General features: G+C 33.5%; 28 protein-coding genes. 15 read left to right on the top strand and 13 right to left on the bottom strand.

The window, feature by feature from the left end; all coding sequences use genetic code 11:
• Positions 1 to 3: 3 nt before the first annotated feature.
• Positions 4 to 711, bottom strand: a complete 708-nt coding sequence (locus tag B0I10_RS00810) for a T9SS type A sorting domain-containing protein (RefSeq protein ID WP_112084586.1) — start codon at positions 709 to 711, stop codon at positions 4 to 6.
• A 90-nt stretch (positions 712 to 801) separates the two neighbouring features.
• Positions 802 to 2,517: a T9SS type A sorting domain-containing protein gene (locus B0I10_RS00805; RefSeq protein WP_112084585.1), complete on the bottom strand. Its 1,716-nt coding sequence runs from the start codon at positions 2,515 to 2,517 to the stop codon at positions 802 to 804.
• A gap of 233 nt (positions 2,518 to 2,750) precedes the next feature.
• Here B0I10_RS00805 and B0I10_RS00800 point away from each other — a divergent pair, with 233 nt between their 5' ends.
• Entirely contained in the window at positions 2,751 to 3,230 is a 480-nt protein-coding gene (locus B0I10_RS00800; RefSeq protein WP_112084584.1) for a TlpA family protein disulfide reductase, read from the top strand.
• A gap of 1 nt (position 3,231) precedes the next feature.
• On the top strand, positions 3,232 to 4,941 hold the full coding sequence (locus B0I10_RS00795; RefSeq protein WP_220086184.1) for a DUF6029 family protein: 1,710 nt from the start codon (positions 3,232 to 3,234) through the stop codon (positions 4,939 to 4,941).
• Between the two features lie 53 nt (positions 4,942 to 4,994).
• On the opposite strand, the gene B0I10_RS00790 is transcribed toward B0I10_RS00795, so the two are convergent.
• The 7 genes from B0I10_RS00790 to B0I10_RS00760 all read right to left on the bottom strand — a co-directional run bounded on the left by B0I10_RS00790 (position 4,995) and on the right by B0I10_RS00760 (position 11,100).
• Entirely contained in the window at positions 4,995 to 5,765 is a 771-nt protein-coding gene (locus tag B0I10_RS00790; protein WP_112084583.1) for a CDP-alcohol phosphatidyltransferase family protein, read from the bottom strand.
• Between the two features lie 43 nt (positions 5,766 to 5,808).
• Complete coding sequence (locus tag B0I10_RS00785) at positions 5,809 to 6,828, bottom strand: COX15/CtaA family protein (protein WP_112084582.1); 1,020 nt, start codon at positions 6,826 to 6,828, stop codon at positions 5,809 to 5,811.
• Between the two features lie 72 nt (positions 6,829 to 6,900).
• Positions 6,901 to 8,322, bottom strand: a complete 1,422-nt coding sequence (locus B0I10_RS00780; RefSeq protein ID WP_112084581.1) for a CCA tRNA nucleotidyltransferase — start codon at positions 8,320 to 8,322, stop codon at positions 6,901 to 6,903.
• A gap of 95 nt (positions 8,323 to 8,417) precedes the next feature.
• Positions 8,418 to 8,732, bottom strand: a complete 315-nt coding sequence (locus B0I10_RS00775; protein WP_317047169.1) for a GxxExxY protein — start codon at positions 8,730 to 8,732, stop codon at positions 8,418 to 8,420.
• Between the two features lie 85 nt (positions 8,733 to 8,817).
• Positions 8,818 to 9,387 (bottom strand): L-threonylcarbamoyladenylate synthase, encoded by a 570-nt coding sequence (locus B0I10_RS00770; protein ID WP_112084580.1) that lies wholly within the window; start codon positions 9,385 to 9,387, stop codon positions 8,818 to 8,820.
• Positions 9,388 to 9,389: 2 nt separating this feature from the next.
• Positions 9,390 to 10,301: a glycosyltransferase family 2 protein gene (locus tag B0I10_RS00765; protein ID WP_112084579.1), complete on the bottom strand. Its 912-nt coding sequence runs from the start codon at positions 10,299 to 10,301 to the stop codon at positions 9,390 to 9,392.
• A gap of 1 nt (position 10,302) precedes the next feature.
• On the bottom strand, positions 10,303 to 11,100 hold the full coding sequence (locus B0I10_RS00760; RefSeq protein ID WP_112084578.1) for a glycosyltransferase family 2 protein: 798 nt from the start codon (positions 11,098 to 11,100) through the stop codon (positions 10,303 to 10,305).
• Between the two features lie 57 nt (positions 11,101 to 11,157).
• Here B0I10_RS00760 and B0I10_RS00755 point away from each other — a divergent pair, with 57 nt between their 5' ends.
• From B0I10_RS00755 to B0I10_RS00745, 3 genes are read left to right on the top strand one after another with little or no spacing between them, the layout of a single operon-like run.
• Positions 11,158 to 12,009, top strand: coding sequence for a glycosyltransferase family 17 protein (locus B0I10_RS00755; protein ID WP_112084577.1), 852 nt, complete (start codon positions 11,158 to 11,160; stop codon positions 12,007 to 12,009).
• A 4-nt stretch (positions 12,010 to 12,013) separates the two neighbouring features.
• Positions 12,014 to 12,778: a lipopolysaccharide kinase InaA family protein gene (locus B0I10_RS00750; RefSeq protein ID WP_112084576.1), complete on the top strand. Its 765-nt coding sequence runs from the start codon at positions 12,014 to 12,016 to the stop codon at positions 12,776 to 12,778.
• 23 nt (positions 12,779 to 12,801) lie between these two features.
• Positions 12,802 to 13,614, top strand: coding sequence for a glycosyltransferase family 2 protein (locus B0I10_RS00745; RefSeq protein WP_112084575.1), 813 nt, complete (start codon positions 12,802 to 12,804; stop codon positions 13,612 to 13,614).
• Positions 13,615 to 13,661: 47 nt separating this feature from the next.
• Here B0I10_RS00745 and B0I10_RS00740 read toward each other — a convergent pair whose 3' ends face one another.
• Genes B0I10_RS00740 through B0I10_RS00730 form a run of 3 tightly spaced genes read right to left on the bottom strand, consistent with a single transcriptional unit; the run spans position 13,662 to position 16,535 of the window.
• Positions 13,662 to 14,735, bottom strand: a complete 1,074-nt coding sequence (locus B0I10_RS00740; protein ID WP_245942922.1) for a glycosyltransferase family 9 protein — start codon at positions 14,733 to 14,735, stop codon at positions 13,662 to 13,664.
• Positions 14,732 to 15,718: a glycosyltransferase family 2 protein gene (locus B0I10_RS00735; protein WP_181456864.1), complete on the bottom strand. Its 987-nt coding sequence runs from the start codon at positions 15,716 to 15,718 to the stop codon at positions 14,732 to 14,734. Before B0I10_RS00735 ends, B0I10_RS00740 begins: the two co-directional genes overlap by 4 nt.
• A gap of 1 nt (position 15,719) precedes the next feature.
• A complete protein-coding gene (locus B0I10_RS00730; RefSeq protein WP_112084573.1) occupies positions 15,720 to 16,535 on the bottom strand; it encodes a 2,3,4,5-tetrahydropyridine-2,6-dicarboxylate N-succinyltransferase in 816 nt (271 codons plus the stop codon).
• A 124-nt stretch (positions 16,536 to 16,659) separates the two neighbouring features.
• On the opposite strand from B0I10_RS00730, the gene B0I10_RS00725 reads away from it, so the two are divergent.
• The 7 genes from B0I10_RS00725 (at position 16,660) to mazG (ending at position 20,541) form a co-directional block, all read left to right on the top strand.
• Positions 16,660 to 17,556, top strand: coding sequence for a copper resistance protein NlpE N-terminal domain-containing protein (locus tag B0I10_RS00725; RefSeq protein WP_220086183.1), 897 nt, complete (start codon positions 16,660 to 16,662; stop codon positions 17,554 to 17,556).
• A gap of 28 nt (positions 17,557 to 17,584) precedes the next feature.
• Positions 17,585 to 17,818 (top strand): hypothetical protein, encoded by a 234-nt coding sequence (locus B0I10_RS00720; protein WP_112084571.1) that lies wholly within the window; start codon positions 17,585 to 17,587, stop codon positions 17,816 to 17,818.
• Entirely contained in the window at positions 17,808 to 18,089 is a 282-nt protein-coding gene (locus B0I10_RS00715; protein ID WP_112084570.1) for a type II toxin-antitoxin system RelE/ParE family toxin, read from the top strand. The genes B0I10_RS00720 and B0I10_RS00715 overlap by 11 nt, the downstream gene beginning before the upstream one ends.
• Before the next feature lies 1 nt (position 18,090).
• Positions 18,091 to 18,507, top strand: coding sequence for a Holliday junction resolvase RuvX (gene ruvX / locus B0I10_RS00710; RefSeq protein ID WP_112084569.1), 417 nt, complete (start codon positions 18,091 to 18,093; stop codon positions 18,505 to 18,507).
• A 105-nt stretch (positions 18,508 to 18,612) separates the two neighbouring features.
• Entirely contained in the window at positions 18,613 to 19,200 is a 588-nt protein-coding gene (gene def / locus B0I10_RS00705; RefSeq protein WP_112084568.1) for a peptide deformylase, read from the top strand.
• 27 nt (positions 19,201 to 19,227) lie between these two features.
• Positions 19,228 to 19,695, top strand: coding sequence for a DUF5606 family protein (locus tag B0I10_RS00700; RefSeq protein WP_112084567.1), 468 nt, complete (start codon positions 19,228 to 19,230; stop codon positions 19,693 to 19,695).
• A gap of 72 nt (positions 19,696 to 19,767) precedes the next feature.
• Positions 19,768 to 20,541 carry a nucleoside triphosphate pyrophosphohydrolase gene (gene mazG / locus B0I10_RS00695; RefSeq protein WP_112084566.1) on the top strand — a complete coding sequence of 258 codons (774 nt, stop codon included), beginning with the start codon at positions 19,768 to 19,770 and terminating at the stop codon, positions 20,539 to 20,541.
• A 2-nt stretch (positions 20,542 to 20,543) separates the two neighbouring features.
• Here mazG and B0I10_RS00690 read toward each other — a convergent pair whose 3' ends face one another.
• Positions 20,544 to 21,224 carry a Crp/Fnr family transcriptional regulator gene (locus B0I10_RS00690; protein ID WP_112084565.1) on the bottom strand — a complete coding sequence of 227 codons (681 nt, stop codon included), beginning with the start codon at positions 21,222 to 21,224 and terminating at the stop codon, positions 20,544 to 20,546.
• A 105-nt stretch (positions 21,225 to 21,329) separates the two neighbouring features.
• On the opposite strand from B0I10_RS00690, the gene B0I10_RS00685 reads away from it, so the two are divergent.
• The 3 genes from B0I10_RS00685 to ccoN are packed head-to-tail and all read left to right on the top strand — an operon-like array spanning position 21,330 to position 26,207.
• The gene (locus B0I10_RS00685) at positions 21,330 to 23,753 is read left to right on the top strand and encodes a heavy metal translocating P-type ATPase (protein ID WP_112084564.1); all 2,424 of its coding nucleotides are present in this window, start codon (positions 21,330 to 21,332) and stop codon (positions 23,751 to 23,753) included.
• A gap of 58 nt (positions 23,754 to 23,811) precedes the next feature.
• Positions 23,812 to 24,012: a cbb3-type cytochrome oxidase assembly protein CcoS gene (ccoS, locus tag B0I10_RS00680; protein ID WP_112084563.1), complete on the top strand. Its 201-nt coding sequence runs from the start codon at positions 23,812 to 23,814 to the stop codon at positions 24,010 to 24,012.
• A gap of 2 nt (positions 24,013 to 24,014) precedes the next feature.
• Positions 24,015 to 26,207 carry a cytochrome-c oxidase, cbb3-type subunit I gene (ccoN, locus tag B0I10_RS00675; protein WP_112084562.1) on the top strand — a complete coding sequence of 731 codons (2,193 nt, stop codon included), beginning with the start codon at positions 24,015 to 24,017 and terminating at the stop codon, positions 26,205 to 26,207.
• Positions 26,208 to 26,209: the final 2 nt, after the last annotated feature.

The following is a 26,209-nucleotide window of genomic DNA, read 5'->3' as shown; positions in this document are numbered from 1 at the left end:
GATTTAGTTTTTTATTATTTTAATTGAGGAAGTTTTCCCATCAGTTGTTATAAAATTAGCAATGTAAACAGCTGAACTCAATGACGTTAAGTTAACGTTGTGAGCACCTTCTGTAAATTTATACTCATTAATCAACTGGCCATTTAAATTAAAAATCGAAAGGTTTCCGTTTTGCGTTGTATTGAATTTGAAATCACCGCTAATCGTTGTGTTTTCAATATTTATACCAATAGATGATAAATTTTCAAACGAGTTGAGACTTAATAGCGGGTCAAAACGATAAATAAAATTGATTGCATCGTTTTCAAAACCAAGTGCATAAACGGAAAAGTGTAATTCCATTATTTGTCCATTTCCTACATTGAAATTAACAAAATGATCTCCTTGAGAAGGATTACTTTGACCAGGAGCCAAAATGTTTTCATAGTCAGGATATACGCCATTTAAAGAAACACTGTCATAACACGATCCTCCATAACAAAGCTCAAACTGAGTTCCTGTTGTGTTAATTAGATTGGTACATTTTATTTTGACATCAAGGTCTTGATTACTTGTATTTTGTACTCTAAAGTTAAGGTAGTTATTTCCCGGACCATACGTTAAAATTGTTCCGTTAGTGATGGCTGTTCCGTCTGATTTTCTAAAAATAAATTGAGAAAATGCATTGAAAAACACCAAAGAAAATAAAATGGATAATGTGATTTTTTTCATTTTTGAAGTTTTAGTAGTTACAAATCTAATAAAAAAAATAGATTTTTAGGAATAAGGGTGTTAAATGTATTTTCAACACCCTTATTTAATTTATCTAATAATGATTTTATCTGTTTTGGAGAAATTGTCACCAGAGAAATTGATTAAATATAATCCACTTGAAAGTGAGCCTAAGTTTAGCTCTGATTCGCCCGATTCTACTTGGCTAATTAAAACTTGTTTTCCGCTTAAATCTGTTAACGTAATTGTAGCCGATTCAGGTAATGAAACAGTTACCAATCCATTGGTTGGATTTGGATAAAATTTAATTAGTGAAGCATTGAAATTATCGATACTCAAATTGTTATTAACACCAAACTTTCTTGTATCCGAACTTCCAAAGACACCACCATTCATACCTGGAATTAAAACACCGTTTGCTAAAATTTGATATCCACCAAAACCGTATGCAGCACTATTTATCCCATCTCCAAAAGAATCGTTTATTGTAAAAGTGTAACAATCATTTGGCAAAGTTACGTTAACATCTGGCTGGGGGTATGCACCAGCCGCAGCAGCATCTGTATAAGGACCTCCTTGGGCTACATTGACCCCAGCAGCATTTTTTAAATTCCACGTTGTCTCTGTACCATACGCATCTGTTGTGATTTTTATTGTGATGTTTGTTTGGTCTGTTTCAATGGCTTTATTGAAGTTTGTACTACCGCTATTGTCGGCATTATTGTCATCATTCGGGATGCTTACATTTAGAGTGTTGGTCGGATTTAACGAATAATTATAAGCTGGTAATTGAACTACAGTACTAGTTAACGGAGCAAGATTACCTGTCCAATTGAAAGTAGAAATTTCTCCCGAGTTAATGCTATATTCGATCGGTAAACTTGTCAAAGCAGTTTGACTCATGTTTTGAATAGTCACTTTTGGACTTAATGATGTTAAACACTGTGAACTAATTCCTTCGATACTTTTTAACTTTACATCATTAGCAGCTAAACCGGTAAAAGTTGGTTTTGCACCATTACCACTAATAATTCGTTGTTGTGTCTCTGTCACAAATGCAACAAATTCCATTTCACCAATTTCTGCAGGTATGTTATTATAAGCAGCCGGTATCGTATAATTAAATGTTTGCGTATAAAAAGAGCCTGCTGAAGTGGTAGTAATATCAGTACCCCATTGACCGGTGATCATGTGCACTAAACGGTGCATGTGGTTGTAATTATTCCCCATGTTACCGCCTGTTTGTGGTCCAAAAGTATTGTTTTGTAAAAGGGCAATATTTAGTTTGTTAGTACTAACAGGACTATTTCCTGTATAGTAAACTTCTACAGTTACTGTTAACTGTCTAGTTTGAGCATCAATCACACCCTGAACACCAACGTTAACATATGAACTTTGATTCAAAGTTTGATTTGAAGCATTAGACCAGCTTCCTCTGTTCATAGCAGTTGTTCCAGCAACTCCTTGAGACAAACCGGTAAATACAGAGCGATTTACTGTCCCCGCCGGGTAACCGGTTAATCCGGATTGACTTGCAATTGCAGTTCCAAAAGGTGTTCTAAAATCAGGTTGTCCTGCACTTGGTGTAGCAAAATTTCCAGTATGAATGTTAATCAAAAATACATTAGCAGGATTGGCATTTTTAATATTGTTGGCAATTACATGGCCTTGAGGACAAAAAACACAATTTACACCTGTAAATTCCTCTAAGATAACTTTTTTGTTTTCAGGTGTGGTATTAACGAAAGTCTGGCTACTAGCATAACCAAATGTCAGCAAAAGTGCTGAAAGTAATGTTTTTTTCATGGTTTAGTGGTTTGTTAATTAAAATTGTTTAGTGGTTTGTTAATTAATAGTTTAGCTATAGTTTAATAATCTCCAAAAATATACTTTTTTTTAAAAGAATTCACATTTCATTAAATTTTTTTAAACATTTTATTAACTAATAAACTTAAATTGAAAGTATTTTTTTAATATTGTCCTAAATTCGTAAAACAAACAAATACTAACCTAACTACTTTTTTCAAACCACATTTACAATGAAAAATATTTTTTTTATCCTACTTTTTATTTCAAGCTTTTCCCTTCATGCTCAAAAACAAATGCCTAATGTTTCTTTAAAATCAAACGACAACAAACCATTTAATGTTAAAACTGATTTTAATGAAAAAGATAAATTATATGTCTTCACGTTTTGGGCAACTTGGTGTGCCCCTTGTTTAAATGAACTCGATGCCATTAAAGAAAATTATGCCGAGTGGATCAAGGAAGTGAATATGGAAGTTGTTGCTGTTTCGATAGATGACACGCGAACACAAAAAAGAGTCAAACCACTTTTAAATGGAAAGAATTGGCCTTACACCGTTTTGTTAGATACCAATCAAGATTTAAAACGAGCTTTGTCTATTGCCAATGTTCCTTATACGGTGGTTGTGAAAAATCAAAAGATTGTGTATGTACATAATGGATATAGTCAAGGTGCAGAAAAAGAGTTGTTTAACAAATTGAAACAACTTTAAAATGCAATTTAAAAATATAGTCCTAACAGCTTTTTTAGGCTGTTCCGTTTTAACCTTTGCTCAAGTAGATTCTACCGAAGTTAAAAAAGATTACGGGAGAGTTTTTGGTGGATTTGAATCTATCTCGCAATGGTATTTGAATGACAAAGGTCGCGGAATCATTCAACCGGAAGATCCACTTCGTTCCAATAGTTATTTGTTTTTAAATTATCAAATCAAAGGTTGGACAGCCGGTGTTCAAGTGGAAGCGTATGAAAAAAATGCGCTATTAAATTATAATCCTGAGTTTGAAGGAACCAACGTTGCTACTTATTTCATCAACTACAAAACCAATAAATTTGACCTAACGGCAGGTTATTTCTATGAACAATTTGGTAGTGGAATGTTGCTTCGTGCTTGGGAGGACAGACCATTGGGAATTAATACGGCTTTACGTGGCGGAAGAATAATTTACCGCCCTTCTGATAATGTTCGATTGACTGCTTTGTACGGACAGCAACGTACCGGTTTTGATGTATCTAACGGAGGCATATATGGATTTGATTCCGATTTTCAATTAGCACAATTATTAAAATTGGATAAATCAGATTTGTCGTTTGGATTGAGTTATGTAGGGAGGGATGAAGCCATTGATTTATCCATTGAAAATCCAAATTTTGATGAAATTACACATGGAATTTCCGGAAGAGTCAATTATTCTATAAATTCATTTTATTCAAATTTTGAATACAATTACAAATCCAAAGATGCCGTTTTAAACCGAATTAGTAACACATTGGATGAAGATTTAATCAGAGATGGTAATGCGGTTAGTTTAAATTTGGGTTATTCTAAACAAGGTCTGGGTATCGATGCTACCTTACGCAGAACCGAAAATATGACTTTTTTATCCGAAAGAGTTCCAACCGTATCCGGTGAAAATACCAGTTTAAATTTTAATGATAAAGTTTTGAATTTTACACCGGCACTCACCAAACAACACCATTCTAATTTAGCCAATATTTATGTTTATCAAGCTCAAGTTGGTTTTGATTTCAAAGACCCACGAATTTTAAAAGTAGGAGAAACCGGTGGTCAAATTGATATTTTTTATGAGTTTGCCAAAGACACAAAAATAGGCGGCAAATATGGAACGAAAGTAGCTTTAAATATGGCATCGTGGTATAATTTACCAGGCCAATATCGATTAACTCCGGCTGATTATGAAACAAACTTTTTTGGAGTAGGAACAAAATATTTTTCCGATTATAATTTAGAAGTTAAAAAACAATTGTCTGAAAATTGGCGAACGGGATTTTACTACATCAATCAATATTACAACAAGCCTTGGGTAGAAGATGGAAGTTCGGATGTTCGAACGAATATCGTTACAGCAGAAGCCGTTTATAACTTTGAATCCAACAAGTCCATCCGTTTTGAAGCAGAACATTTATGGGCAGACACCGATTTTAAAAATTGGGCAGGAGGAACGGTTGAACTGAACTTAAATGATAAATATTCTTTCTATGTTTGGGATATTATCAATTATGGAAATGATGACACATCTAAACAAAAACATTACTACAATTTTGGTGGAGCCTACCGAATCAATTCAACGCGTATTGCCATGAATTATGGTCGTCAACGTGGTGGTTTAGTGTGTGTGGGTGGCGTTTGTCGTTTTGTTCCGGAAAGTACCGGTTTTACGCTTTCGATTAATACGGCGTTTTAAAGCAGGATTTCAGCAATAATTTATAGAGCCTTTTCATTTTTGGAAAGGCTTTTTTAATGAATCCATATTTTTCTAATTCCAATCAACACAAATAACAAAATCGAATAGATTACAAAAAAAGGTACAATCCATTCTATCCAACCCAGTGGAAGCATAATGGCAATAATTAACAATTGAAAACCTAATCCATAAGCAGAAAGTAAGGTCATAAACCAGTTTGGAAAGGTTTTTACTTTGTAGGCATCCGCATCTAAAAAGTGAATAATTTCGTCAAATTGTCCATAAACAACAGTATAAATTTTAAAAAGAATGTTCACTAATTCCTGACTTTCTCCCGGCAACGCTTTGGGTGTTTTGTATTCAAAAATTTTACTGGTCGAATCACCACCCACCGATTTTGTTCGTAAGATGACATAGTAATAATTGTATAATGTTCCTTGCAACTGAATAGCCCAAAAAGCTACAATCGTAAACCACAAAGAGGTGGATGAAACATAGCAAATGACCATTAAAAAACCAAAATTCAGGAAAATATCAAATATACTATCCAAATACCTGCCTGAATAGGAAGGCGTTTTTTTCAGTCGAGCCAATTCACCATCGGCCGCATCAATAATCGATTTAAGAATAATGAAAAAAGCAGCCCAAACATAATGTTGATAAAGGATGCAATACATCGCAATTAATCCACTGATGCCAAAAAGTAGCGTCACATGGATCGGTGTAAAGCGTGTGTTTTTTAATTGTAAAGCAAAAATTCTTCCGAACGTTCTACCATAATCGGATAAATCTAAAAATTTATCCTGAGCGGCGAGTTTAGACATGTAATGTATTCTAACAAAAAAATGCGACAATATAGTCTGAAATTTATTTACTAAAGCGATGCAAAGTAAATGTCATGGCACTTAGTAATAAAAAAGCCATCAATTGATGAGCTAATCCCAGCCAAAGCGGTACATGAAATAAAAGCGTAAAAATACCCAAAATAAATTGAATAAATACAAATAAAACCAATGTTTTAACTGATTTTGATTGAAGTGCTGAAAGCGTATATTTTTTACTTCTTATAAACAATAAAATCATCAAACCAACGACTACATAGGCTAACGTTCGATGAACGAATTGCACACCACTTTTTCCTTCGGTTAAATTTTTTACTATGGTTGGTTGTTCAATCCAAACGGTTTCATGAATCACTTTTCCTTCACTCATCAACGGCCAGTGATTGTGAATTAATCCGGCGTTTAATCCGGCGACAAATCCACCATAAATGATTTGAATGATTAAAACCACCATCGCAATTCGAGCTAATTTTCGCAACGGTAAAATCACTTCAATTTTGTTGGGATAAATTAAATCCAACGCCACCCAAAGTGTATAAGCAAACGTGATGAATGCAAAAGTTAAGTGCAAAGCCAAACGATAATGACTCACATCGGGATTGTCAATTAAACCGCTTTTGACCATAAACCATCCTAAAAAACCTTGAAATCCACCCATCAATAGAAGGATGATACATTTTTTTATAGTTGAAGCGTCTAATTTTTTCTTAATCAAAAAATATACAAATGGAATGATGAAAACAATACCAATAATTCTTCCGATGAAGCGGTGAAACCATTCCCAGAAATAAATGAATTTGTAATCATCCATGGTAAAATCATTATGAATATTGATTTTTTGGTATTCGGGAAATTTCTTGTATTCTTCAAATGCTTCATTCCACGCTTGGTCGGATGTGGGAGGAAAAGTATCGGTCACCAAATGCCAATCGGTCATCGAAAGTCCGGAGTTGGTAAGGCGAGTGATACCACCCACCATCACCATAATAAACAATAAGACACAGCCGGAAAGAAGCCAAATTATAACGGGTTTGTTCGTTTTCATGTTTTATAAACTTAATGCAAAATTACAGCACTTTTGCTGATTGGCTTTTATAAACAAAAGTTAATCTTATAGTTAATTTTTTAGTATTTGCAATCCTAATTTTTCAGCTCTTTTCAGCATATAAGCGTATGCTGCATCATATTCATTCGGGATTTCACCTTCTAAAATCGCTTCTTTAATTGCCTCTTTCAAAACCCCAATTTCACGAGAAGGTTTTAAATTGAAAATAGCCATAATCTCTTCCCCGGAAATGGGTGGTTGAAAATTTCGCACATGGTCGCGTTCTTCCACTTCCACAATTTTTTGACGAACGATTTTGAAATTATTATGGTATTTTTTAAATTTATTGGGATTTTTAGTGGTAATGTCAGCTTCGCATAAAATCATCAAATCTTCAATGTCTTCGCCGGCATCAAATAGCAAACGGCGCACAGCAGAATCGGTCACTAAATCTTGTGAAAGAACAATCGGTCTTGAACTCAACATCACCAATTTGGAAACGAATTTCATTTTATGATTTTGTGGCATGTGTAAACGCTCGAAGATTCTCTTGACCATTTTTCCACCTAAAAATTCGTGTCCGTGAAACGTCCAACCTTGTTTTTTGTTGAACTTTTTGGTGGGAGCTTTTCCGATATCATGCAACAACGCTGCCCAACGCAACCAAACATCCTTGGTATTGGGACAAATGTTATCGACGACTTCTAAGGTGTGATAAAAGTTGTTTTTGTGGGTGTGACCTTCCATTTCTTCTACTTGATTTAAAGCGGTCAGTTCCGGTAAAATCAAATCCAATAATCCGGTTTGATACATTAAAATAAATCCTATTGACGGTTTTTCGGTTGCTAAAATTTTGTTTAACTCCTCTACAATTCGTTCACCGGAAATGATGTTGATGCGTTCACAATTTTTAGAAATGGAAGTCAATGATTTTTCTTCAATCGTAAAATTTAATTGCGAAGCAAAACGAATGGCACGCATCATTCGCAGTGGATCATCCGAAAAAGTGATGTCAGCATCTAAAGGTGTTCTGATGATTTTATTTTCCAAATCTTCCACTCCATTGAAAGGATCGATTAAATCGCCATAATTTTTTTCATTCAATGAAAAAGCCAAAGCATTGATGGTAAAATCACGCCGGTTTTGATCGTCTTGCAAGGTTCCATTTTCCACAATCGGATTTCGACTTTCAAATTGATAGCTTTCTTTTCGGGCACCTACAAATTCGATATCAATTTCTTGAAAACGAAGCATGGCGGTGCCGTAGTTTTTAAAAACCTGCACTTTTGGTTTGTTGGGAAGTAGTTCTGAAACTTTGAGAGCCAGTTCGATTCCGCTTCCAATGGCTACAATATCGATGTCTTTTTTGAAATCTCTTTCTAGCAAAAAATCACGTACAAAGCCACCAATTACGTAGCTTTCAACACCAAGTTCATTTGCTGCTTGTGAGATAATTTTGAAGATGGGGTTATGTAGGGCTTGTGTGTAATTCATTTTTTATTTTAGCCGCTGATTCGCTGATTTATTTGGAATTTATAATTCTTTTGTATTCAACTGATGTTTGGTTAAAGTTTACTAATAAAGCTAGTTTATTTTTTTGAAACTTTTAAATAGTTTAGACATTGAGCATAGTGATTGTTAACAAACGAATCAGTAGATTTAATTTCTAAAATTATTTTATCAAACACCACAAAATCAGCATAAAATTTGTGTTTTAAGACTGTGTCTTTATAATTTACTTTATATTCTTTTTCTCTTTCAAATGGAATATTATTTTTATTGAATTCATATTCTAATGCATCTTTGTAAACTATTTCAGAAAACCCTTTTCCTAGATTTTTATGAACTTCATATAAAATTCCAATTATTTTATAACTTTCATTTTCGTACAGATATTCAGGCATATATTAATTATTTTGGTTTATAAAAATTTTAAAAAGAATCAGCGAATCAGTGGCGAAAAACTATAATTATTCGTAGCGTATAACTTTATTTCCGAATAATCTGAACTTTACTATCCAACGTCAATTTAATAATCGTGGATGGCTTGTCACAAATTTTTTCGCGGTGCAAATTTACAACATAGTCTACACCTTTAATAATTTCGGGACTGATTTCTTTAAATGATTTTGGAGTAGGTTGACTGGAGATGTTTGCCGATGTAGAAACCAGCGGTCTTTTCATGCGTTCCATCAATTTAAAACAAAAGGGTTCTTTCACTATACGAACGGCCAACGATTGGTCTTCGGCAATAATATTTGGAGCAACATTTCGTGGATTGTCTAAAATTAAAGTCGTTGGTTTCTCCGATAAATCCAGAATTTGCCAAGCTACTTCGGGGATGGCTGCAAAAACAGTGTACATCATTTTTTCGCCATTCATTAACACAATCATACTTTTGGATTCTTCTCTTTTTTTGAGGGCATAGATTTTTTTAACGGCTTCCGGATTGGTAGCATCACAACCAATTCCCCAAACGGTATCGGTCGGGTAGAGGATGATGCCTCCGTTTTGGATGACTTGGAAGGCGTTGTGGATTTCGGTGTTGATGTCTTGCATGATTAGTTTTGTTTGTATTGTAGTGATTCACTCATTGGAGCACCTCTCCAAATTAATGAAAACAAAGGTCTGTTTTTAGCTTTAATTAAACTACTTAATCCGTATTTGAAAAGCAGAAACAACCTGACAGATTGATAACCAAAATTTCCATAATGTTTCCTCATTACGTATAATAACGAAATTTTAAGTTCTTTTTTTATGGCTAGTGATTTTTCGGTACTTGCTCCGTGATAATGAATAAATTCAGCCTCAGGAATCAGATAAGCATACTTATTTATATTGGCTAATCGCAAACATAAATCGGTTTCTTCATAGTATAAAAAAATTTGCTTATCAAATCCACCAGCATCAATAAAATCTTTGGTTTTTAAAAACATAAAGCTACCCGGAATAAAATTTACTTGGATTGGGGCGTTGTATTTTTTTTTTCGTTTGGGATATTTTTTAGGATTAATTAATTCTAAAAAGCCTCTTCCAAGTATCTCTCTAGTTGGTGAGGCAAAATGATCGAGTGAAATCAAAAATTTATTGCCTTCTTTGTAAGCCTGAGCACCAGCAATTCCTATTGAGTTATTAATGTCCAGCTGTTTTTTTAAAATTGCCAAACAATCATTTAAAAAGAGAGTATCATTGTTAACAAAAGCTAAGTATTTTGCGTTTGCTTGGTTAAAACCATACATGTTTCCTCCGCCAAATCCAGTATTCGCACTATTTACAAGCAGTGTTAGATGGGGTAAATTTGAATTGTCGCAAAAGCTTTTTAAATTTTCAAAATCTTCTATTTCAGAACAATTGTCTGTAATAATTACTTGAAAATTTATACCGTTTGACGTTTTTTCGTAAATAGACTTTATGCAATCAATACTAAGTTGACTTGAATTATAGTTGATTAAAATTACGGCAATATCAAACATATTATAAAAATTGGTTTATACCTTTTTCAATGTAAGTCAATTTCTTTTCTTTGGTTTGACGTTCAATTTCGTGGTTAATTTCAAGGTGACTTTTTGATTGTTCGTTGTGATAAATATGGTAGGCAATTCCGGCAAATTTTAAACGTTTGCCTTTGATTCCAATGTTATGCAATCGTTCAATCATTTCAGAATCATCAATTCCCCAACCTACCAAATCTTCATTAAAACCATTGACTTTTATAAAGTCTTCACGCCAAAAAGACATGTTACATCCTCTAAGTTTTGAAGATCTCTTTTCTACAATTTTGGTAAAGTTCATCATAAATGGAATACGAATTGTTCTGCCTCGTTTTTTAATTCCTTTTGAAAAGAAATCAAAATGAGTGATTTTTTTAAAAAAAAGCTCTTTTAAAAGAGATGCTTGAATATTTACTCTTGAACCAAAAAGATAAAACCCTTTTTGAGCAAATTGCAGATGGTCTTCCACAAAATGTTTATTTATAATAATATCGCCATCAATTTCAATAATGTACTCGTATTGCGCTTTAGCAATGGCTTGATTCATTATTCTGGGTTTCCTGTTTTTAATGTCTTCATGCCAAATATGGATTAAAGGAACGGGGAATTTTTTTTGAAAATCTTCTATTGCTATTCTTGTATCTTCTCTTGAACCATCATCTGCAATAATTACTTCATTCGGCAAAATGGTTTGATTCATTATGCTCAACAACAATAATTCCAAGGCTTCAGGCCAATTGTATGTTGGAGTTACCAGCGAACATTTAAGTTTATTTTTCATACTTGTAAATAAGCAGGCAAGTTAGGATATTTTTTTATATTTGTAAAAAAATACATTATGTTATATGATTGTTTTATTTTTTTCAATGAATTGGATTTGTTGGAAATTAGATTGAATGAATTGGATGGTGTGGTTGATAAATTTGTTTTAGTTGAAGCTGACAGAACTTTTCAAAACACCAAAAAACCGTTCATTTTTGAGGAAAATAAAGAGCGATTTTCAAAATATTTGCATAAAATAATACATATAAAACTTACCAAATATCCTTTGTTTGTCCCTGTTATTAATCCGTTTTCTCCTTGGAAAATTGAATTTTTTCAACGTGATTCGGTTGTGAAAGGATTAGTTGATTGTAAACCCGATGATATTATTATGATTTCGGATGTGGATGAGATTCCAAATTCGGAAGTGATTAAAATTCAATTAGAAAAAGGGATTCAAAAAATATATGGGTTAAAAATGGATATGTTTATGTATTATTTAAACAATAAGCTCACTTATGATGGCGGAAGTAACATTTCTAAAGAGGAATCTAAAGATGGTATTTGGCATTGTACCGCATTATTACCTTATAAATTTTTGAAGAAAAAACCTTATCGAATTAGAAAAATAATTATGCGAACTAAACGAAGAGGGGAAGTATATGAAATTATTCCAAATGCTGGATGGCATTTTACTTATATTGGTGGAGCCAAAAAAATTATTGAAAAGTTAGAATCGTTTTCGCACACGGAATACAATTTAGAAGAATTTAAAAATTTTGATAAAATTAGCCACTTGATAAAAAAGGGCAAAGATTTATTTGGAAGAGAGATGGAATTTGAAGTGGTTGATTTATCGTATAATTTACCAAAGTATTTAAAAACATCAGAAGCTCAACAAAAATTCAAGGATTTATTTATCTACTAAAAATATGAAATCATCCTTTTTTATTCAACAAAATGTTGATAAAGAAAAAATTATTGATATCATTCAATATTTCAATCAAAAAGGAAAACTATTTGATGATAGAAAACGAAATAAAATCAAACTTTTTGAATTTAATGAAATTACAATTAATGTAAAATCCTTTAAAATCCCAAACCTTTTTAACAAAATAATTTACCGTTATTTCAGAAAATCAAAAGCGAGACGTTCCTTTGAATTTGCAAATAAGTTGTTAGAAAACAAAATCGGCACACCGCAACCCATTGCTTATTTTGAGAATTTTGATTGGCTAGGTTTAAAAGATAGCTATTATGTTAGCGAACATTTGAATTGCGATTTAACCTACCGTGAGTTGGTAGAAGTTCCGAACTATCCCGATCGAGAAACAATTTTAAGACAATTTACTAGGTTTTCTTATCTATTGCATCAAAAAGGAATTGAATTTTTAGATCATTCTCCCGGTAATACTTTAATAAAAAAGGAAAATAATGCCAATTATTCTTTCTATTTGGTCGATTTAAATCGAATGAAATTTCATAAAACATTAGATTTTCAAAGTCGAATGAAAAACCTATCTCGCTTGACTCCTCAGAAGGAAATGATAGCAATCATGAGTAATGAATATGCAAAACTTTCAGGTGAAGATGAAAATACTGTTTTTGAAACCATGTGGAAGTATACGGAAGATTTTCAATATGGTTTTCACAGGAAAAAAAGAATAAAAAAGAAATTAAAGTTCTGGAAAAAGTAGTATTTTCACTTTTTATTCTTTAGATGAAATTATCGCTAATTATTACCACTTATAATTCAGAAGATTGGCTCCAAAAGGTTCTCGTTGGCTATAGTATCCAAACCGAGCAGGATTTTGAAGTGGTTATCGCTGATGACGGTTCTAATGAAAAAACAAAAGAAGTGATCGACTCGTTTAAAAATGTTTTCAAATATCCTATTATTCACGTTTGGCAAGAAGATCAAGGATTTCAAAAATGTAAAATTTTAAACAAAGCGATTTTAAAAACAACTACCGATTATCTGCTTTTTACAGATGGTGATTGTATTCCAAGAAAAGATTTTGTTGCCCAACATTTAAAACACAAAGAAGAAGGATATTTTCTTTCTGGAGGCTATTTTAAGTTACCAATGGAAACTTCTCAAAAAATTTCACTAGATATTATTAAAAGTCAGGATTGTTTTTCAATTTCTTGGTTGATTAAAAACGGTGTGCCCAAAACGTTTAAGTTGTCAAAACTAACCAAAGTTGGATTTTTTGCAGCCTTTATGAATTGGTTAACTCCTACCAAAAGAACATTTAACGGACATAATACTTCTTGTTTTAAAGCCGATTTATTGGCAATTAATGGTTTTAACGAAGAGATGCAATACGGCGGATTAGATAGAGAAGTTGGCGAGCGATTGTTTAATTTAGGTTTGCTCTCAAAACAAATTAGGTATAGTGCTGTTTGTTTGCATTTAGATCACAAAAGAGGCTATGCCAGTGAAGAAATCTGGAAAAAAAACCATCAAATTCGCGAGTTTAATCGAAAAAATAAAATCATTAAAATTAGTAAAGGGATTAGTCAATATTAAATTCACACAACATATTCATTGTTGAGCAATGTTATCATTTTAATTGTTTAACTAGGATTGTCAACATGATTTTTGAGAAAACTTGATAAAGAAGGAATGACCAACTTTGGCTCAAACTTTTCATAATAAAATGAATAGTTTTTTTTCACTTCTTTAGCCGATTTGTTTAAAAAAACTTCAGGTAAAAATTCTTCTAGATGCAATGAAACATGATTTCTTCCATCTTCCAAAAGTGCCCAACCTTTTTTATCAATCCAAGGACAGAACAAAATAAAACTGGGTTTCTGAAGTGCTTTTGCCATATTTGTTGCACCACCATCATTGCCAATAATTAAGTCACATTGATTCATAATAGCTATAAACTCTCTAATCGAATTTCCAATAACTTTAAAATATATTTTTTGTTGCGTTGAAGTCGTACACAAATCATATACTTTTTTTGCCTCCTCTTGTTGATTAGGTGAATAATTAAATAACAAGTTTACATCAAAATTAGCCGCTAGATCATCAATAATACTAGCCATGTAATGTAGTGGATAAGTTTTTGTTTTATCACTACCTAAAACACTTATCATGATAGTTTTTTTGTGCGTGTCAATTGCATTCTCTTCAAACAAAGCTGAAGCAAAAGTTTTTTCAGATGCACTTACTGTAATTGAAGGAAAAGTTATTTTTTTTTCAACACGTAGTGGTTCTAACAAAGCCAAACGCTGTTCGATTATCAACCCTAAATTGGAAGAATAATTGGAATGTCTCGTGATTAAATCTGTATAAAATAAATTTCGAAATTTTTTATTAAAGGAAATTTTTTTGGAAGCTCCAGAAAAGAGAACAATAAGCAAACTCTCTAATTTTGAATAAGCATCAATAACAATATCATATTTTGTTTTTCTAATTCTGCAGGCAAATTTTAGTAAAGCAATTTTATTTTTTCTTTCTTTTTCCGTAAACAAAATAAAATTAGAAATAGAGGTTGAACCCTCAACAACAGGTAACGTACTTTCATAAATCAAATAATCAATTTGAGCATCAGGAAAGCTTAATCGTAAATTTTTGCAAAGAATGGAGCTAACTAAAACATCACCAATCATTTTCTGTTGAATTACTAAAATTTTTTTCATCCTCTTGCGTTTTTTTTAAAATGTAAACTTCTGGGGCTCAAAATTGTATTGTTTTTTATTGCATGTGAAACATACCTAAAATAATTTGACAAAATAATTGTATTTACTTTTAATTTTACATTAAAAAATAATGGAATAGATAAAATGGAAAGTACAATTTTTTCTAAAAAGACTCCACCAAATAGTCTGATATGAAGAAAAAAACCAACAAATTTAGAAAAATGTTTAGTAATATAAACGTGTTTTGAAATAATTACTTCGGTTTTAGTTAGTGCTTTTGTTTTAATATTAATCCGAGAGGCACCACCGTGTTTGTGAAAAATAGTGCAATTCTTTGTCACAGCTACACGTCCGTTTTGTGCCGAAATTCTTTTGCAAAAATCAACATCTTCCATGTACATCCAGTACGATTCGTCCCATCCATCTATCGCTTCAAACCATTTTTTATGGATGAGAATCACTGCACCAGTTACCCATTCTGGATAAAAAAAATGCTGATCTTCTCTGAAAATTTGTTTGATTTTAGTTTTGTGAATCCATTGAAAAATCGCCCTAGGAAGGCCAAAAAAGGTGAAAAAAGTAGGAAATAAACGTTTTTGATTGTAGTACCTGTTATTTTCGTCAATTTGCAAACAAGACAGCAAAGCTATTTCCGGATTATTAACGTAGTCGCTCACAAAAATGTCTAAGCTATTTTCAAGAATAATTGTATCTGGGTTCAAAAACAAAAATAAATCATATTTGGCGTTTTTAGCCCCGACATTACAACCATTAGCAAAACCATTATTTCCTGAATTTTCAATGAAAATAAAGTTTGAATATTTTTGTTGGAACATTTTTAAATGACCGTCATTTGAGAAGTTATCTACAATAATTACCTCAAAAAGAAACGTGTTTGACGCATAATTGTGCAAGGAATCCAAACAAGCTTCTAGTGAGTTCCAACCTTTATAATTGACAATAATTATTGATAAATTTTGCATCTTAAACCGCCACATTATATTCCCTCAACGCATCGTTAAGTGAAGTTTTTAAATCAGTCGAAGGTTTTCGCTGACCAATAATCAACGCACACGGAACTTGAAATTCGCCAGCAGGAAATTTTTTGGTATAGGTTCCCGGAATTACCACCGATCGAGCAGGAACATAACCTTTATATTCAATCGGACTTTCGCCGGTCACGTCAATAATTTTTGTTGAACCGGTCAGAACAACATTTGCTCCTAAAACGGCTTCTTTTTCCACCCGAATTCCTTCTACTACAATACATCTTGAACCAATAAAAGCGCCATCTTCTATAATAACCGGTGCAGCTTGAAGCGGTTCTAATACTCCACCAATACCAACGCCACCACTTAAATGAACATCTTTTCCAATTTGAGCACAACTTCCCACGGTTGCCCACGTGTCAACCATTGTTCCTTCATCCACATACGCTCCGATGTTTACATAACTTGGCATCATGATTACGCCCTTGGAAATATATGAACCATATCTTGCAACAGCTGGCGGAACAACACGAATTCCTTTTTCGGCATAATCGCGTTTTAAAAGCATTTTGTCGTGGTATTCAAAAATACCGGCTTCCCACGTTTCCATTTTTTGAATTGGGAAATACATCACTACGGCTTTCTTAACCCATTCATTCACTTGCCAACCATTAGTTGTTGGTTCAGCTACGCGAAGTTTTCCGTTATCTAATAAATCAATAACATTTCTAATGGCTGAAATTGTAGTTTCTTCTTGCAATAAAGCTCTGTTTTCCCAAGCTTTTTCTATGATAGGTTGTAATTCGGTCATGATTATTTTATTTTGAAACAAAGATAAAATCTTTTAACCACAAAAAATGGTTTGATTTTTGTAAACTTTAATTTTTTTGAAAACAAAAAGCAGCAAGTTTGTGATAAACCTTAAAGTAGCAAATGTGAAAATAAAAGTAATTACCCTAGTGACTCTATTTTTTTTGGTGTTAAGTTGTGCTAAAAAGGATAAAAATGAAACAACCGATACAATGGTTGTAGATTCAACAGAAGTTGTTGTTAATGATGATCACAATGCCCGAAATTCTCTTGATTATATGGGAGTTTATGAAGGAATTCTTCCTTGTGCCGATTGTGAAGGCATTGAAACCATATTACAATTAGAAAATGATGAAAGTTATATTTTAAACACAATATATTTAGTTAAAACGAAACATATAAATAAAACGAAAAAATCGAATAATGAAGTTCGAGGTGTTTATACATGGAATGATGCTGGAAACACTATTGTTTTGTCAGGAATTGAAAATGCCCCAAATCAATTTTTTGTTGGTGAAAATTACCTAATACAATTAGATATGGATGGAAATAAAATTGAAGGTGATTTGGCTGAGAAATATGTGTTGCAAAAGAAATCAGACTCAGGAGAAATCCCACCACCACCTCCGCCACCAGCACCAGATTCAATAAAAGGGAATTTTATACCTCAAAAGACCTTATTTACATTTAATAAATGGAAGCTAGTTGAGTTAAACGGTGAACCAGTTCAAAATACTAGTGATTCCAAAAAAGAAATGTTTATTCAATTAAACAAAGAAAACCGTTATGCTGCATTTATCGGTTGTAATAATATGATGGGTGGTTTTGAGTTGAAAGAAGATGTAATGCGAATCAAATTCACAAAAGGAGCTTCCACCATGATGGCTTGCCCTGACATGACAACCGAGCAAGAATTTGCAGAAATGCTTGAAAAAGTAGATAATTATAGTTTAAACGGAAATAGTTTGTCATTTAATAGAGCAAGAATGGCTCCGTTAGCGAGGTTTGAAGCAATGAAATAATCATGTATATTTGTAAAAACTATTTGTTATGGAAACGATAAGAATTGATTGCGAACCAAATATCAAAACGAAAATTGTTGAGTTTTTGAATAATTTTTCTTCAAACGATTATAAAATAATCACAGAAGATGCATCATTTATAAACGATAAGAAAAAACTTGAGGCCACTTTAGAAAAAATGGCTAATGGAACGGCCGACTATTATTCACCTGATGAACTTGATAATTATTTAGAAAAAACGATTTCTAATTATGAATATTAGATTTGAAAAAGATTTTTTATTGGCATTAAACGAACAAGTTGAATATATTGCAAAAGATAAACCAAAAGCCGCAAGAAAGTTTAAAACGGATTTGATTAAAAATATCCGCAAAGACTTAAACAGACCATTTCATTTTAAAAAATCCATCCATTTTGATAATGAAATTATCGGAGATTATGTTTTCAAAGGATATGTCTGTGTTTACTTAGTTGACACAGAAAATCAATTAGTTACAATTTTTGGTTTCATTAAATACAAAGAATCTTTATAAAATGCCAAGAATCCTCGCCATAGATTACGGAATAAAACGCACCGGAATTGCCGTTACCGATGAATTGCAAATCATTGCATCGGGACTCACTACCATTCCATCCGAAACAATCATTCCTTTTTTAAAAGACTATTTTTCCAAAGAAAATGTTTCTACTGTTTTAATTGGCGAACCTAAACAAATGAACGGTTTACCATCTGAAAGCACACCAATTATTGAAAAATTTGTAACGACCTTTTCAACTGAATTTCCGGAGATGAAAGTCGTTCGAGTAGATGAACGATTTACCTCTAAAATGGCTTTTCAAACGATGATAGACAGCGGTTTAAGTAAAAAACAACGCCAAAATAAAGGTCTGGTAGATGAAATTGCCGCTACTATTTTGTTGCAGGATTTTTTGATTAGAAAAATGATTTAACAGAAAACCGACCAATTTTAAAGTAAAAGTCAGAATTCTTTTTATTACTTTTGTATCCGAATTTAATTAAAATTTTTTAAATTCTAAATTACAAAAATTGCTCTCATGATTTTACCAATTGTTGGATATGGTGATCCGGTTTTACGAAAAGTAGGTGCAGAAATTTCACCTGAATATCCCAATTTATCGGAACTTATTGCAAACATGTACGACACCATGTACAATGCGTATGGCGTTGGCTTGGCTGCTCCACAAATTGGTTCGGCCATTCGTTTATTTATTGTTGATACAGCACCATTCGCTGAAAGCGATGATTTATCAACAGAAGAAATAGCGCAATTAAAATCATTTAAAAAAACATTCATCAACGCCAAAATTCTTAAAGAAGAAGGCAACGAATGGGCATTCAACGAAGGTTGTTTGAGCATTCCCGAAGTGCGTGAGGATGTTTTTAGAAAAGAGCGAATCACCATTGAATATGTTGATGAAAATTTCGTTAAACATACTGATGTTTACGATGGCTTAATCGCCAGAGTGATTCAGCATGAATACGATCATATTGAAGGAGTTTTGTTTACGGATAAAATATCGTCACTCAAAAAAACGTTGATTAAAAAAAGATTACAAAACATCATCGACGGAAAAATTTTTCCTGATTACAGAATGAAGTTTTTCAACAAAAAAGGAAGATAATACACAAGTTTAATTTATATCTTAAAAATGAGTTTACAAAAAATATTAGCCATTTCCGGAAAACCGGGATTATTCGAATTAAAAATTCAAACCAGAACAGGATTTGTTGCTGAAAGCTTTTTAGACGGGAAAAAAATCACTGTTGGAATGCGAAGCAATGTGAGTTTACTTTCTGAAATTGCCGTGTACACGTACAGCGAAGAAATTAAATTAGCCGAAGTTTTTAAAGCCATTGCTACCAAAGAAAGTAATGGAGCAACCGCAATTTCTCACAAAGAGGACAACAGTGTATTGGTGTCTTATTTTCGTGAAGTTTTACCAGAATTTGACGAAGATCGCGTATATCCATCCGATATCAAAAAAATCATTAATTGGTATAATATGTTGCAACCAAAAGGATTAGTTTCGGTCGATGCGTTATCAAAAGAATTGAAAGAAGCGGAAAAAGACGCTGAAAAGGAGGCTGAAAAGGAGGCTGAAAAACCAGCCGAATAATTTTATAAATAAAATCATAATTAAATCCTGCTTTCGAGTAGGATTTTTTATTTTTACATAAATCAAAATCAAATGAATACCCGACAACAACAATTAGAAGCTTTTGGCAGATTATTAGACATTATGGACGACCTTCGAGAAAAATGTCCGTGGGATAAAAAGCAAACCTTAGCAAGTTTACGCCATCTTACCATCGAGGAAACCTACGAATTAGGCGATGCCATTTTGGATAATGATTTGCAGGAAATCAAAAAAGAATTAGGCGATTTGTTGTTGCATATTGTTTTTTATGCCAAAATCGGTAGCGAAACCAATGCTTTTGATATCGCCGATGTAGCTAATAGTATTTGTGATAAATTGATTGATCGTCATCCGCATATTTATGGTGATGTCGTTGTTGCAAATGAAGAGGAAGTAAAGCAAAACTGGGAAAAGCTCAAACTCAAAGAGGGTAAAAAGTCAGTTTTAGAAGGGGTGCCAAAAAGTTTGCCTGCTCTTGTCAAAGCAAGTCGAATTCAAGATAAAGTGAAAGGTGTTGGTTTTGATTGGGAAGAACCACACCAAGTTTGGGATAAAGTTCAAGAGGAAATTTCTGAATTTCAAGTGGAAGTAAAATCAGGAAATTTTAACAAAATGGAAGCCGAATTTGGCGATGTTTTGTTTTCGATGATTAATTATGCACGGTTTTTAAAAATCAATCCTGAAGATGCTTTAGAGCGAACCAATAAAAAATTCATAAAACGGTTTATGTATTTAGAAAGCAAAGCAGGTGAATTAGGAAAACCTTTATCAGATATGACTTTAGCTGAGATGGATGTGTTTTGGGAACAGGCGAAGAAATTATGATTTTATTCCGCCATCCTTTTTAATTTATTTTTATCTAAAATCACTATTTTTTTTCCGGTTAAATCAATTAAACCACTTTTGTTAAATTCGGAAAGTAAGCGTATGCAACTTTCTGTAGCAGTACCAATCATACCGGCGAGCTCTTCTCTTGATAACTGAATATGAAGGGAGCCATCCTCATTTTTTCCAAAAGTATCTTCCAAGTAGAGTAATGTTTCGGCTAATCGTTCTTTAACGGTTTTTTGAGCCATAGAAACCATATGGTCATCTGCTTCTTTTAAATCTCCACAGATCGATTTCATCATATTCATCGAAAATTGATTGTTGTTGTTAAAAAATCCTAAGACTTCCGATTTGGGAATAAAACAAACCTCCATATCTTCCAACGCCACTGCACTCAAATTGGCAGGCTCATCGCTAATCATAGAGCGTTGTCCTAATAATTCACCGGGTTTAACCAATTTTACAATCTGATCTTTTCCGTTGGCACTTAATTTGGATAGTTTACAAATACCATCTTTGATGCAAAAAATTCCATTAACAGATTCACCTTCTTCAAAGATAGGTTCACCTTTTTTAATGATATAGGAAGTTTTACAATTGGCCATTTTGATTAATTCATCTTTGTTTAGGGCTTTTAACGAACTAAATTCTCTGACGATGCATTGTTCACATTTACTCATGATGTACTAATTTATTGGTTTTACAAAGATAATTAAAGTATGACAAATATCATATTTTAAATTTATTCCTTTTGCAACCTTTGTTACAGGTAAAATGAGCAAATTATGAACACTGGAAATTGTTTCCATTGTGGTATTGAAATTAATAAAAAAGAAGAAATTATTTATGATGAGAAAAGTTTCTGTTGCAACGGTTGCAAGACAGTTTATGAAATTTTTAGTCAAAATGATTTATCGTGTTATTATGATTTTCAAGCATCTCCCGGTGCAACACCACTTGACATTAAAGGCAAATATGATTTTTTAGACAATGAAGATATCGTTGCAAAACTTCTCGAATTTCAAGAGGATACAACACATATTGTTTCACTCTTTATTCCTCATATACACTGTAGTTCGTGTATTTGGATTTTGGAGAATCTACAGAAACTTCAATCAGGAATAAGTACTTCGCAAGTTAATTTCCCGGAGAAAAAAGTTAGAATTACTTTCAATTCAGAGGGAACGTCGCTCAAAAAAATTGTAGAGTTGCTTTGTTCCATCGGTTATGAACCCTATATTAGTTTAGAAAATTTTGACGAAGGAAAAAAAGTCATCGACCGAAGTTTGATTTATAAAATCGGAGTTGCCTTTTTCTGTTTCGGGAACATTATGTTGCTCTCTTTTCCGGAATATTTTGAAGTAGAGGAATATTGGATTAATGAATACAGAGGATTTTTCCGTTGGTTGATTTTTGCAATTTCACTTCCGGCCTTCTTTTATTCGGCCAGTGGTTATTATGTTTCGGCCTATAAAAGCATCAAATCAGGAATGCTCAACATCGATATTCCGATTGCGTTGGGAATTGTGGTCATGTTTATCAGAAGTACCGTTGATATTGTTTTTGATTATGGTCAAGGTTTTTTCGACAGCATGACCGGACTCATTTTCTTTATGCTATTGGGAAAATTATTTCAAAAGAAAACCTATGATTTTTTGTCTTTTGAACGCGACTATAAATCCTATTTTCCCATTGCAATCACTAAAATTTTAGCGGATGGTTCAGAAACCTCTGTTCAAGTATATGAAATTGAAAAGGGCGATCGGCTACTGATCAGAAACCAAGAATTGATTCCGGTTGATGGTATTTTAATTTCCGAAAAAGCGTCTGTTGATTATAGTTTTGTAACCGGTGAAGCAGTGGCCATCGAGAAAAAATCAGGCGATAAAATTTTTGCCGGCGGAAAACAAATGGGCAAAGTCATCGAAATGGAAGTGCTTTTTTCAGTTTCACAAAGTTACCTTACACAATTGTGGAGCAACGATGTTTTTCAGAAAAAAGTGGATATCAAACATAAAACCATAACCGACAAAATTAGTCGTTATTTTACACCGGCGTTACTGGGACTAGCCTTTGTTTCTTTCTTCTACTGGTTATTTATTGACGTTTCAACCGCTTTTAATGTATTTACCGCCATTTTAATTGTGGCTTGTCCGTGTGCGTTGGCATTAACTGCTCCCTTTACCTTAGGAAATGTGTTGCGTATTCTAGGAAAGCGAAAATTCTACCTCAAAAATGCGACGGTAATTGAACAATTAGCCAAAGTAGATAGTATCGTTTTTGATAAAACAGGAACCATCACTACCAATAAAAAAACGGCTATTACGTATGAAGGAGCACCTTTAAATGATTTTGATTTAAAGTTGCTATATAACGCTTTGAGAGGATCCAATCATCCGTTGAGCAGGCGATTATATGATTTTATTCCCAAACAAACTAAACTCGTTCCCACTCATTTTGAAGAAATTATCGGAAAAGGAATTGACGCAGAAATTGACGGGAACACCATCAAATTAGGTTCTTCGCAGTTTTTAAAAACGATGACTGAAAACACGCACAAAAAAACGAAAGTGCACGTTGAAATTAATGGTGAATATAAAGGTAGTTATGTGTTTAATAATCAATACCGTGAAGGTTTGGAACAATTATTTTCTCAATTATCTAAACACTATCAGCTGATTATTTTGTCAGGTGATAATGATGGTGAGCGAAAAATTTTAGAGAAGATGCTTCCTTCTACCACAACATTAGTATTCAATCAAAAACCGGAACAAAAACTTCACTACATCAAGGAACTTCAGGACCAAGGTAAAAATGTAATGATGATTGGCGATGGCCTAAATGATGCAGGTGCTTTGGCTCAAAGTAACATCGGAATTTCACTCTCTGAGAATGTAAATGTTTTTTCACCCGCTTGCGACGGAATTTTAGATGCTTCTCAATTTCAAAAAATTGGGTTTTTTATGCAGTATTCCAAAAATGCTATGAAGACGATTTATATGAGTTTTGGCCTTTCTATCGCTTATAATATTGTTGGATTGACCTATGCAGTCTCCGGAAATTTATCGCCTTTGGTGGCGGCAATTATAATGCCTTTGAGCACAGTTACCATCGTGAGTTTTGTCACCGTCATGACGAATATTTACGCCCAAAATTCGCAACCCGCAACCCGCAACTTTCAACCCGCAACAAAAAATAATCAAGCATGATAAATATCATATTTTATAAAACCGAGTAAGTCTAATTTTGTTAACATATTTTTAAGGTATGGGCGTCATTTACATTTTAATCACCATCAGTATTATTGTTGCTGTTTTTTTTCTTTATGCTTTTATCAGAGCGGTAAGAAGTGGGCAGTACGATGATGACTACACACCATCAGTCAGAATGCTTTTTGACGATGAACTCAAAATCAAAACCAAAACCAACAAAAAACCAATACAAACAATTAAAGAAAAACAAGTATAATTATGGAGATGCAACAATTTTATTACGACAACAAAATTGTAAAGAAGTTCCTCTACGCCTGTATCCTTTTTGGTGTAGTCGGAATGTTAGTCGGCCTGATTCTGGCCATCATGTTTTTATTTCCCAACCTAACCGATGGAATTTCCTGGTTGAGTTTTGGTAGATTAAGACCTTTACACACCAACGCCGTCATCTTTGCCTTCGTTGGAAATGCCATATTTGCGGGGGTCTACTATTCCATGCAGCGATTACTCAAAACAAGAATGTATAGTGATTTATTGAGTAACATCAACTTTTGGGGATGGCAATTAATTATTGTAGCGGCGGCAATAACGCTACCGTTGGGTTATTCTACCTCAAAAGAATATGCCGAATTGGAATGGCCGATTGATATTGCCATTGCATTAATTTGGGTAGTTTTTGGTATCAACATGATTATGACAATTCTAAAACGCAGAGAGCGTCATATTTATGTGGCGATTTGGTTTTATATCGCCACGTTTGTTACGGTTGCCATTCTTCATATTTTTAACAGTTTGGCATTGCCGGTTTCAGGTTTAAAAAGTTATTCTGTTTATGCCGGTGTTCAAGATGCTTTGGTGCAATGGTGGTACGGACATAACGCCGTTGCGTTTTTCTTAACAACTCCGTTTCTAGGTTTAATGTATTATTTCGTGCCTAAGGTGGCGAATCGTCCGGTGTATTCTTACCGGTTATCAATCATTCACTTTTGGTCTTTAATTTTCATTTACATCTGGGCAGGACCGCACCATTTATTATACACAGCTTTGCCGGATTGGGCTCAAAACTTAGGCGTCGTTTTCTCTGTTATGTTAATTGCTCCTTCTTGGGGGGGTATGATTAACGGATTGCTTACGTTACGAGGTGTTTGGGATAAAGTACGCACAGATGCTGTTTTAAAATTCTTTGTGGTGGGAATTACCGGTTATGGTATGGCAACATTTGAAGGACCAATGCTTTCGCTTAAAAATGTAAACGCAATTGCTCACTTTACAGATTGGATTATTGCCCACGTTCACGTTGGAGCTTTGGCTTGGAACGGATTTATGACGTTCGGTATGATTTATTGGTTAATACCACGAATGACAAAAACCAAATTATTTTCTGAAAAATTAGCCAATTTCCATTTCTGGATTGGAACACTGGGGATTATTTTATATGCATTACCTCTTTATGTAGCTGGATTTACACAAGCTTCGATGTGGAAACAATTTAATCCAGACGGAACATTAGTATATGGTAACTTCCTTGAAACAGTAACGCAAATTATGCCAATGTATTGGATGCGTGCCATTGGTGGAACTTTATACGTTGCAGGTTTATTGGTTTTAGTTTACAATGTAATCAGAACCGTAGCTGCCGGTTCTACTGTAGAGGATGAATTGGCCGAAGCACCGGCATTAGCCGTAATTTCTCCAAAAAGAATGAAAGGCGAAAAATGGCATTCTTGGTTAGAAAGAAGACCAATTCAATTTACAGTGCTATCCTTAGTGGCTATTTTAATTGGTGGAGTCATTCAAATTATTCCAACAATAGTTGTGAAGTCCAATATACCAACGATTGCCTCAGTAAAACCGTATTCACCAATGGAGTTGGAAGGCCGTGATTTATATATCCGCGAAGGTTGTGTGGGCTGTCACTCTCAAATGATTCGCCCGTTCCGTTCTGAAGTTGAACGTTATGGTGAATATTCAAAAGGAGGAGAATATGTATATGATCATCCATTTTTATGGGGCTCTAAACGTACTGGTCCGGATTTGCATAGAGTCGGAGCTAAATATAACGATAATTGGCACTTTAACCACATGTGGGACCCACAAAGTACCTCGCCTGGGTCCATCATGCCGGGATACAAATGGATGTATGACAACAAGCCAATGGATTACTCTTCAATTGAGAAAAAAATGGAAGTAATGGTCACCTTAGGTGTTCCTTATACAGAAGAGGACATTAAAAATGCCAGAAAATCCATAGATGAACAAGGTGCTCAAATTGAAAAAAATCTTTATGCCGATCCCGATTTTGTAAAATCGTATGAAGAAAGCAAAAAGAATGCAGCTACTCGTGGAGAAGAATTTGTTCCGATGAAAGACAGAGAAATTACTGCGTTAATTGCTTACCTACAACGTTTGGGAACAGATATTAAAGTAAAAGAAACCGCTCAAAATAAATAGTT

Source organism: Flavobacterium lacus, from assembly GCF_003268815.1.
GTDB classification, from domain to species: domain Bacteria; phylum Bacteroidota; class Bacteroidia; order Flavobacteriales; family Flavobacteriaceae; genus Flavobacterium; species Flavobacterium lacus.
The sequence above is the reverse complement of the archived record's forward strand: the minus strand, read 5'-3'. Positions and strand labels throughout refer to the sequence as shown.

Bases quoted from the DNA above. Each gene is read 5' to 3' on its own strand.
- B0I10_RS00810 (WP_112084586.1), bottom strand. From the start codon at position 711: ATGAAAAAAATCACATTATCCATTTTATTTTCTTTGGTGTTTTTCAAT.
- B0I10_RS00805 (WP_112084585.1), bottom strand. From the start codon at position 2,517: ATGAAAAAAACATTACTTTCAGCACTTTTGCTGACATTTGGTTATGCT.
- B0I10_RS00800 (WP_112084584.1), top strand. From the start codon at position 2,751: ATGAAAAATATTTTTTTTATCCTACTTTTTATTTCAAGCTTTTCCCTT.
- B0I10_RS00795 (WP_220086184.1), top strand. From the start codon at position 3,232: ATGCAATTTAAAAATATAGTCCTAACAGCTTTTTTAGGCTGTTCCGTT.
- B0I10_RS00790 (WP_112084583.1), bottom strand. From the start codon at position 5,765: ATGTCTAAACTCGCCGCTCAGGATAAATTTTTAGATTTATCCGATTAT.
- B0I10_RS00785 (WP_112084582.1), bottom strand. From the start codon at position 6,828: ATGAAAACGAACAAACCCGTTATAATTTGGCTTCTTTCCGGCTGTGTC.
- B0I10_RS00780 (WP_112084581.1), bottom strand. From the start codon at position 8,322: ATGAATTACACACAAGCCCTACATAACCCCATCTTCAAAATTATCTCA.
- B0I10_RS00775 (WP_317047169.1), bottom strand. From the start codon at position 8,732: ATGCCTGAATATCTGTACGAAAATGAAAGTTATAAAATAATTGGAATT.
- B0I10_RS00770 (WP_112084580.1), bottom strand. From the start codon at position 9,387: ATGCAAGACATCAACACCGAAATCCACAACGCCTTCCAAGTCATCCAA.
- B0I10_RS00765 (WP_112084579.1), bottom strand. From the start codon at position 10,301: ATGTTTGATATTGCCGTAATTTTAATCAACTATAATTCAAGTCAACTT.
- B0I10_RS00760 (WP_112084578.1), bottom strand. From the start codon at position 11,100: ATGAAAAATAAACTTAAATGTTCGCTGGTAACTCCAACATACAATTGG.
- B0I10_RS00755 (WP_112084577.1), top strand. From the start codon at position 11,158: ATGTTATATGATTGTTTTATTTTTTTCAATGAATTGGATTTGTTGGAA.
- B0I10_RS00750 (WP_112084576.1), top strand. From the start codon at position 12,014: ATGAAATCATCCTTTTTTATTCAACAAAATGTTGATAAAGAAAAAATT.
- B0I10_RS00745 (WP_112084575.1), top strand. From the start codon at position 12,802: ATGAAATTATCGCTAATTATTACCACTTATAATTCAGAAGATTGGCTC.
- B0I10_RS00740 (WP_245942922.1), bottom strand. From the start codon at position 14,735: ATGAAAAAAATTTTAGTAATTCAACAGAAAATGATTGGTGATGTTTTA.
- B0I10_RS00735 (WP_181456864.1), bottom strand. From the start codon at position 15,718: ATGCAAAATTTATCAATAATTATTGTCAATTATAAAGGTTGGAACTCA.
- B0I10_RS00730 (WP_112084573.1), bottom strand. From the start codon at position 16,535: ATGACCGAATTACAACCTATCATAGAAAAAGCTTGGGAAAACAGAGCT.
- B0I10_RS00720 (WP_112084571.1), top strand. From the start codon at position 17,585: ATGGAAACGATAAGAATTGATTGCGAACCAAATATCAAAACGAAAATT.
- B0I10_RS00715 (WP_112084570.1), top strand. From the start codon at position 17,808: ATGAATATTAGATTTGAAAAAGATTTTTTATTGGCATTAAACGAACAA.
- ruvX (WP_112084569.1), top strand. From the start codon at position 18,091: ATGCCAAGAATCCTCGCCATAGATTACGGAATAAAACGCACCGGAATT.
- def (WP_112084568.1), top strand. From the start codon at position 18,613: ATGATTTTACCAATTGTTGGATATGGTGATCCGGTTTTACGAAAAGTA.
- B0I10_RS00700 (WP_112084567.1), top strand. From the start codon at position 19,228: ATGAGTTTACAAAAAATATTAGCCATTTCCGGAAAACCGGGATTATTC.
- mazG (WP_112084566.1), top strand. From the start codon at position 19,768: ATGAATACCCGACAACAACAATTAGAAGCTTTTGGCAGATTATTAGAC.
- B0I10_RS00690 (WP_112084565.1), bottom strand. From the start codon at position 21,224: ATGAGTAAATGTGAACAATGCATCGTCAGAGAATTTAGTTCGTTAAAA.
- B0I10_RS00685 (WP_112084564.1), top strand. From the start codon at position 21,330: ATGAACACTGGAAATTGTTTCCATTGTGGTATTGAAATTAATAAAAAA.
- ccoS (WP_112084563.1), top strand. From the start codon at position 23,812: ATGGGCGTCATTTACATTTTAATCACCATCAGTATTATTGTTGCTGTT.
- ccoN (WP_112084562.1), top strand. From the start codon at position 24,015: ATGGAGATGCAACAATTTTATTACGACAACAAAATTGTAAAGAAGTTC.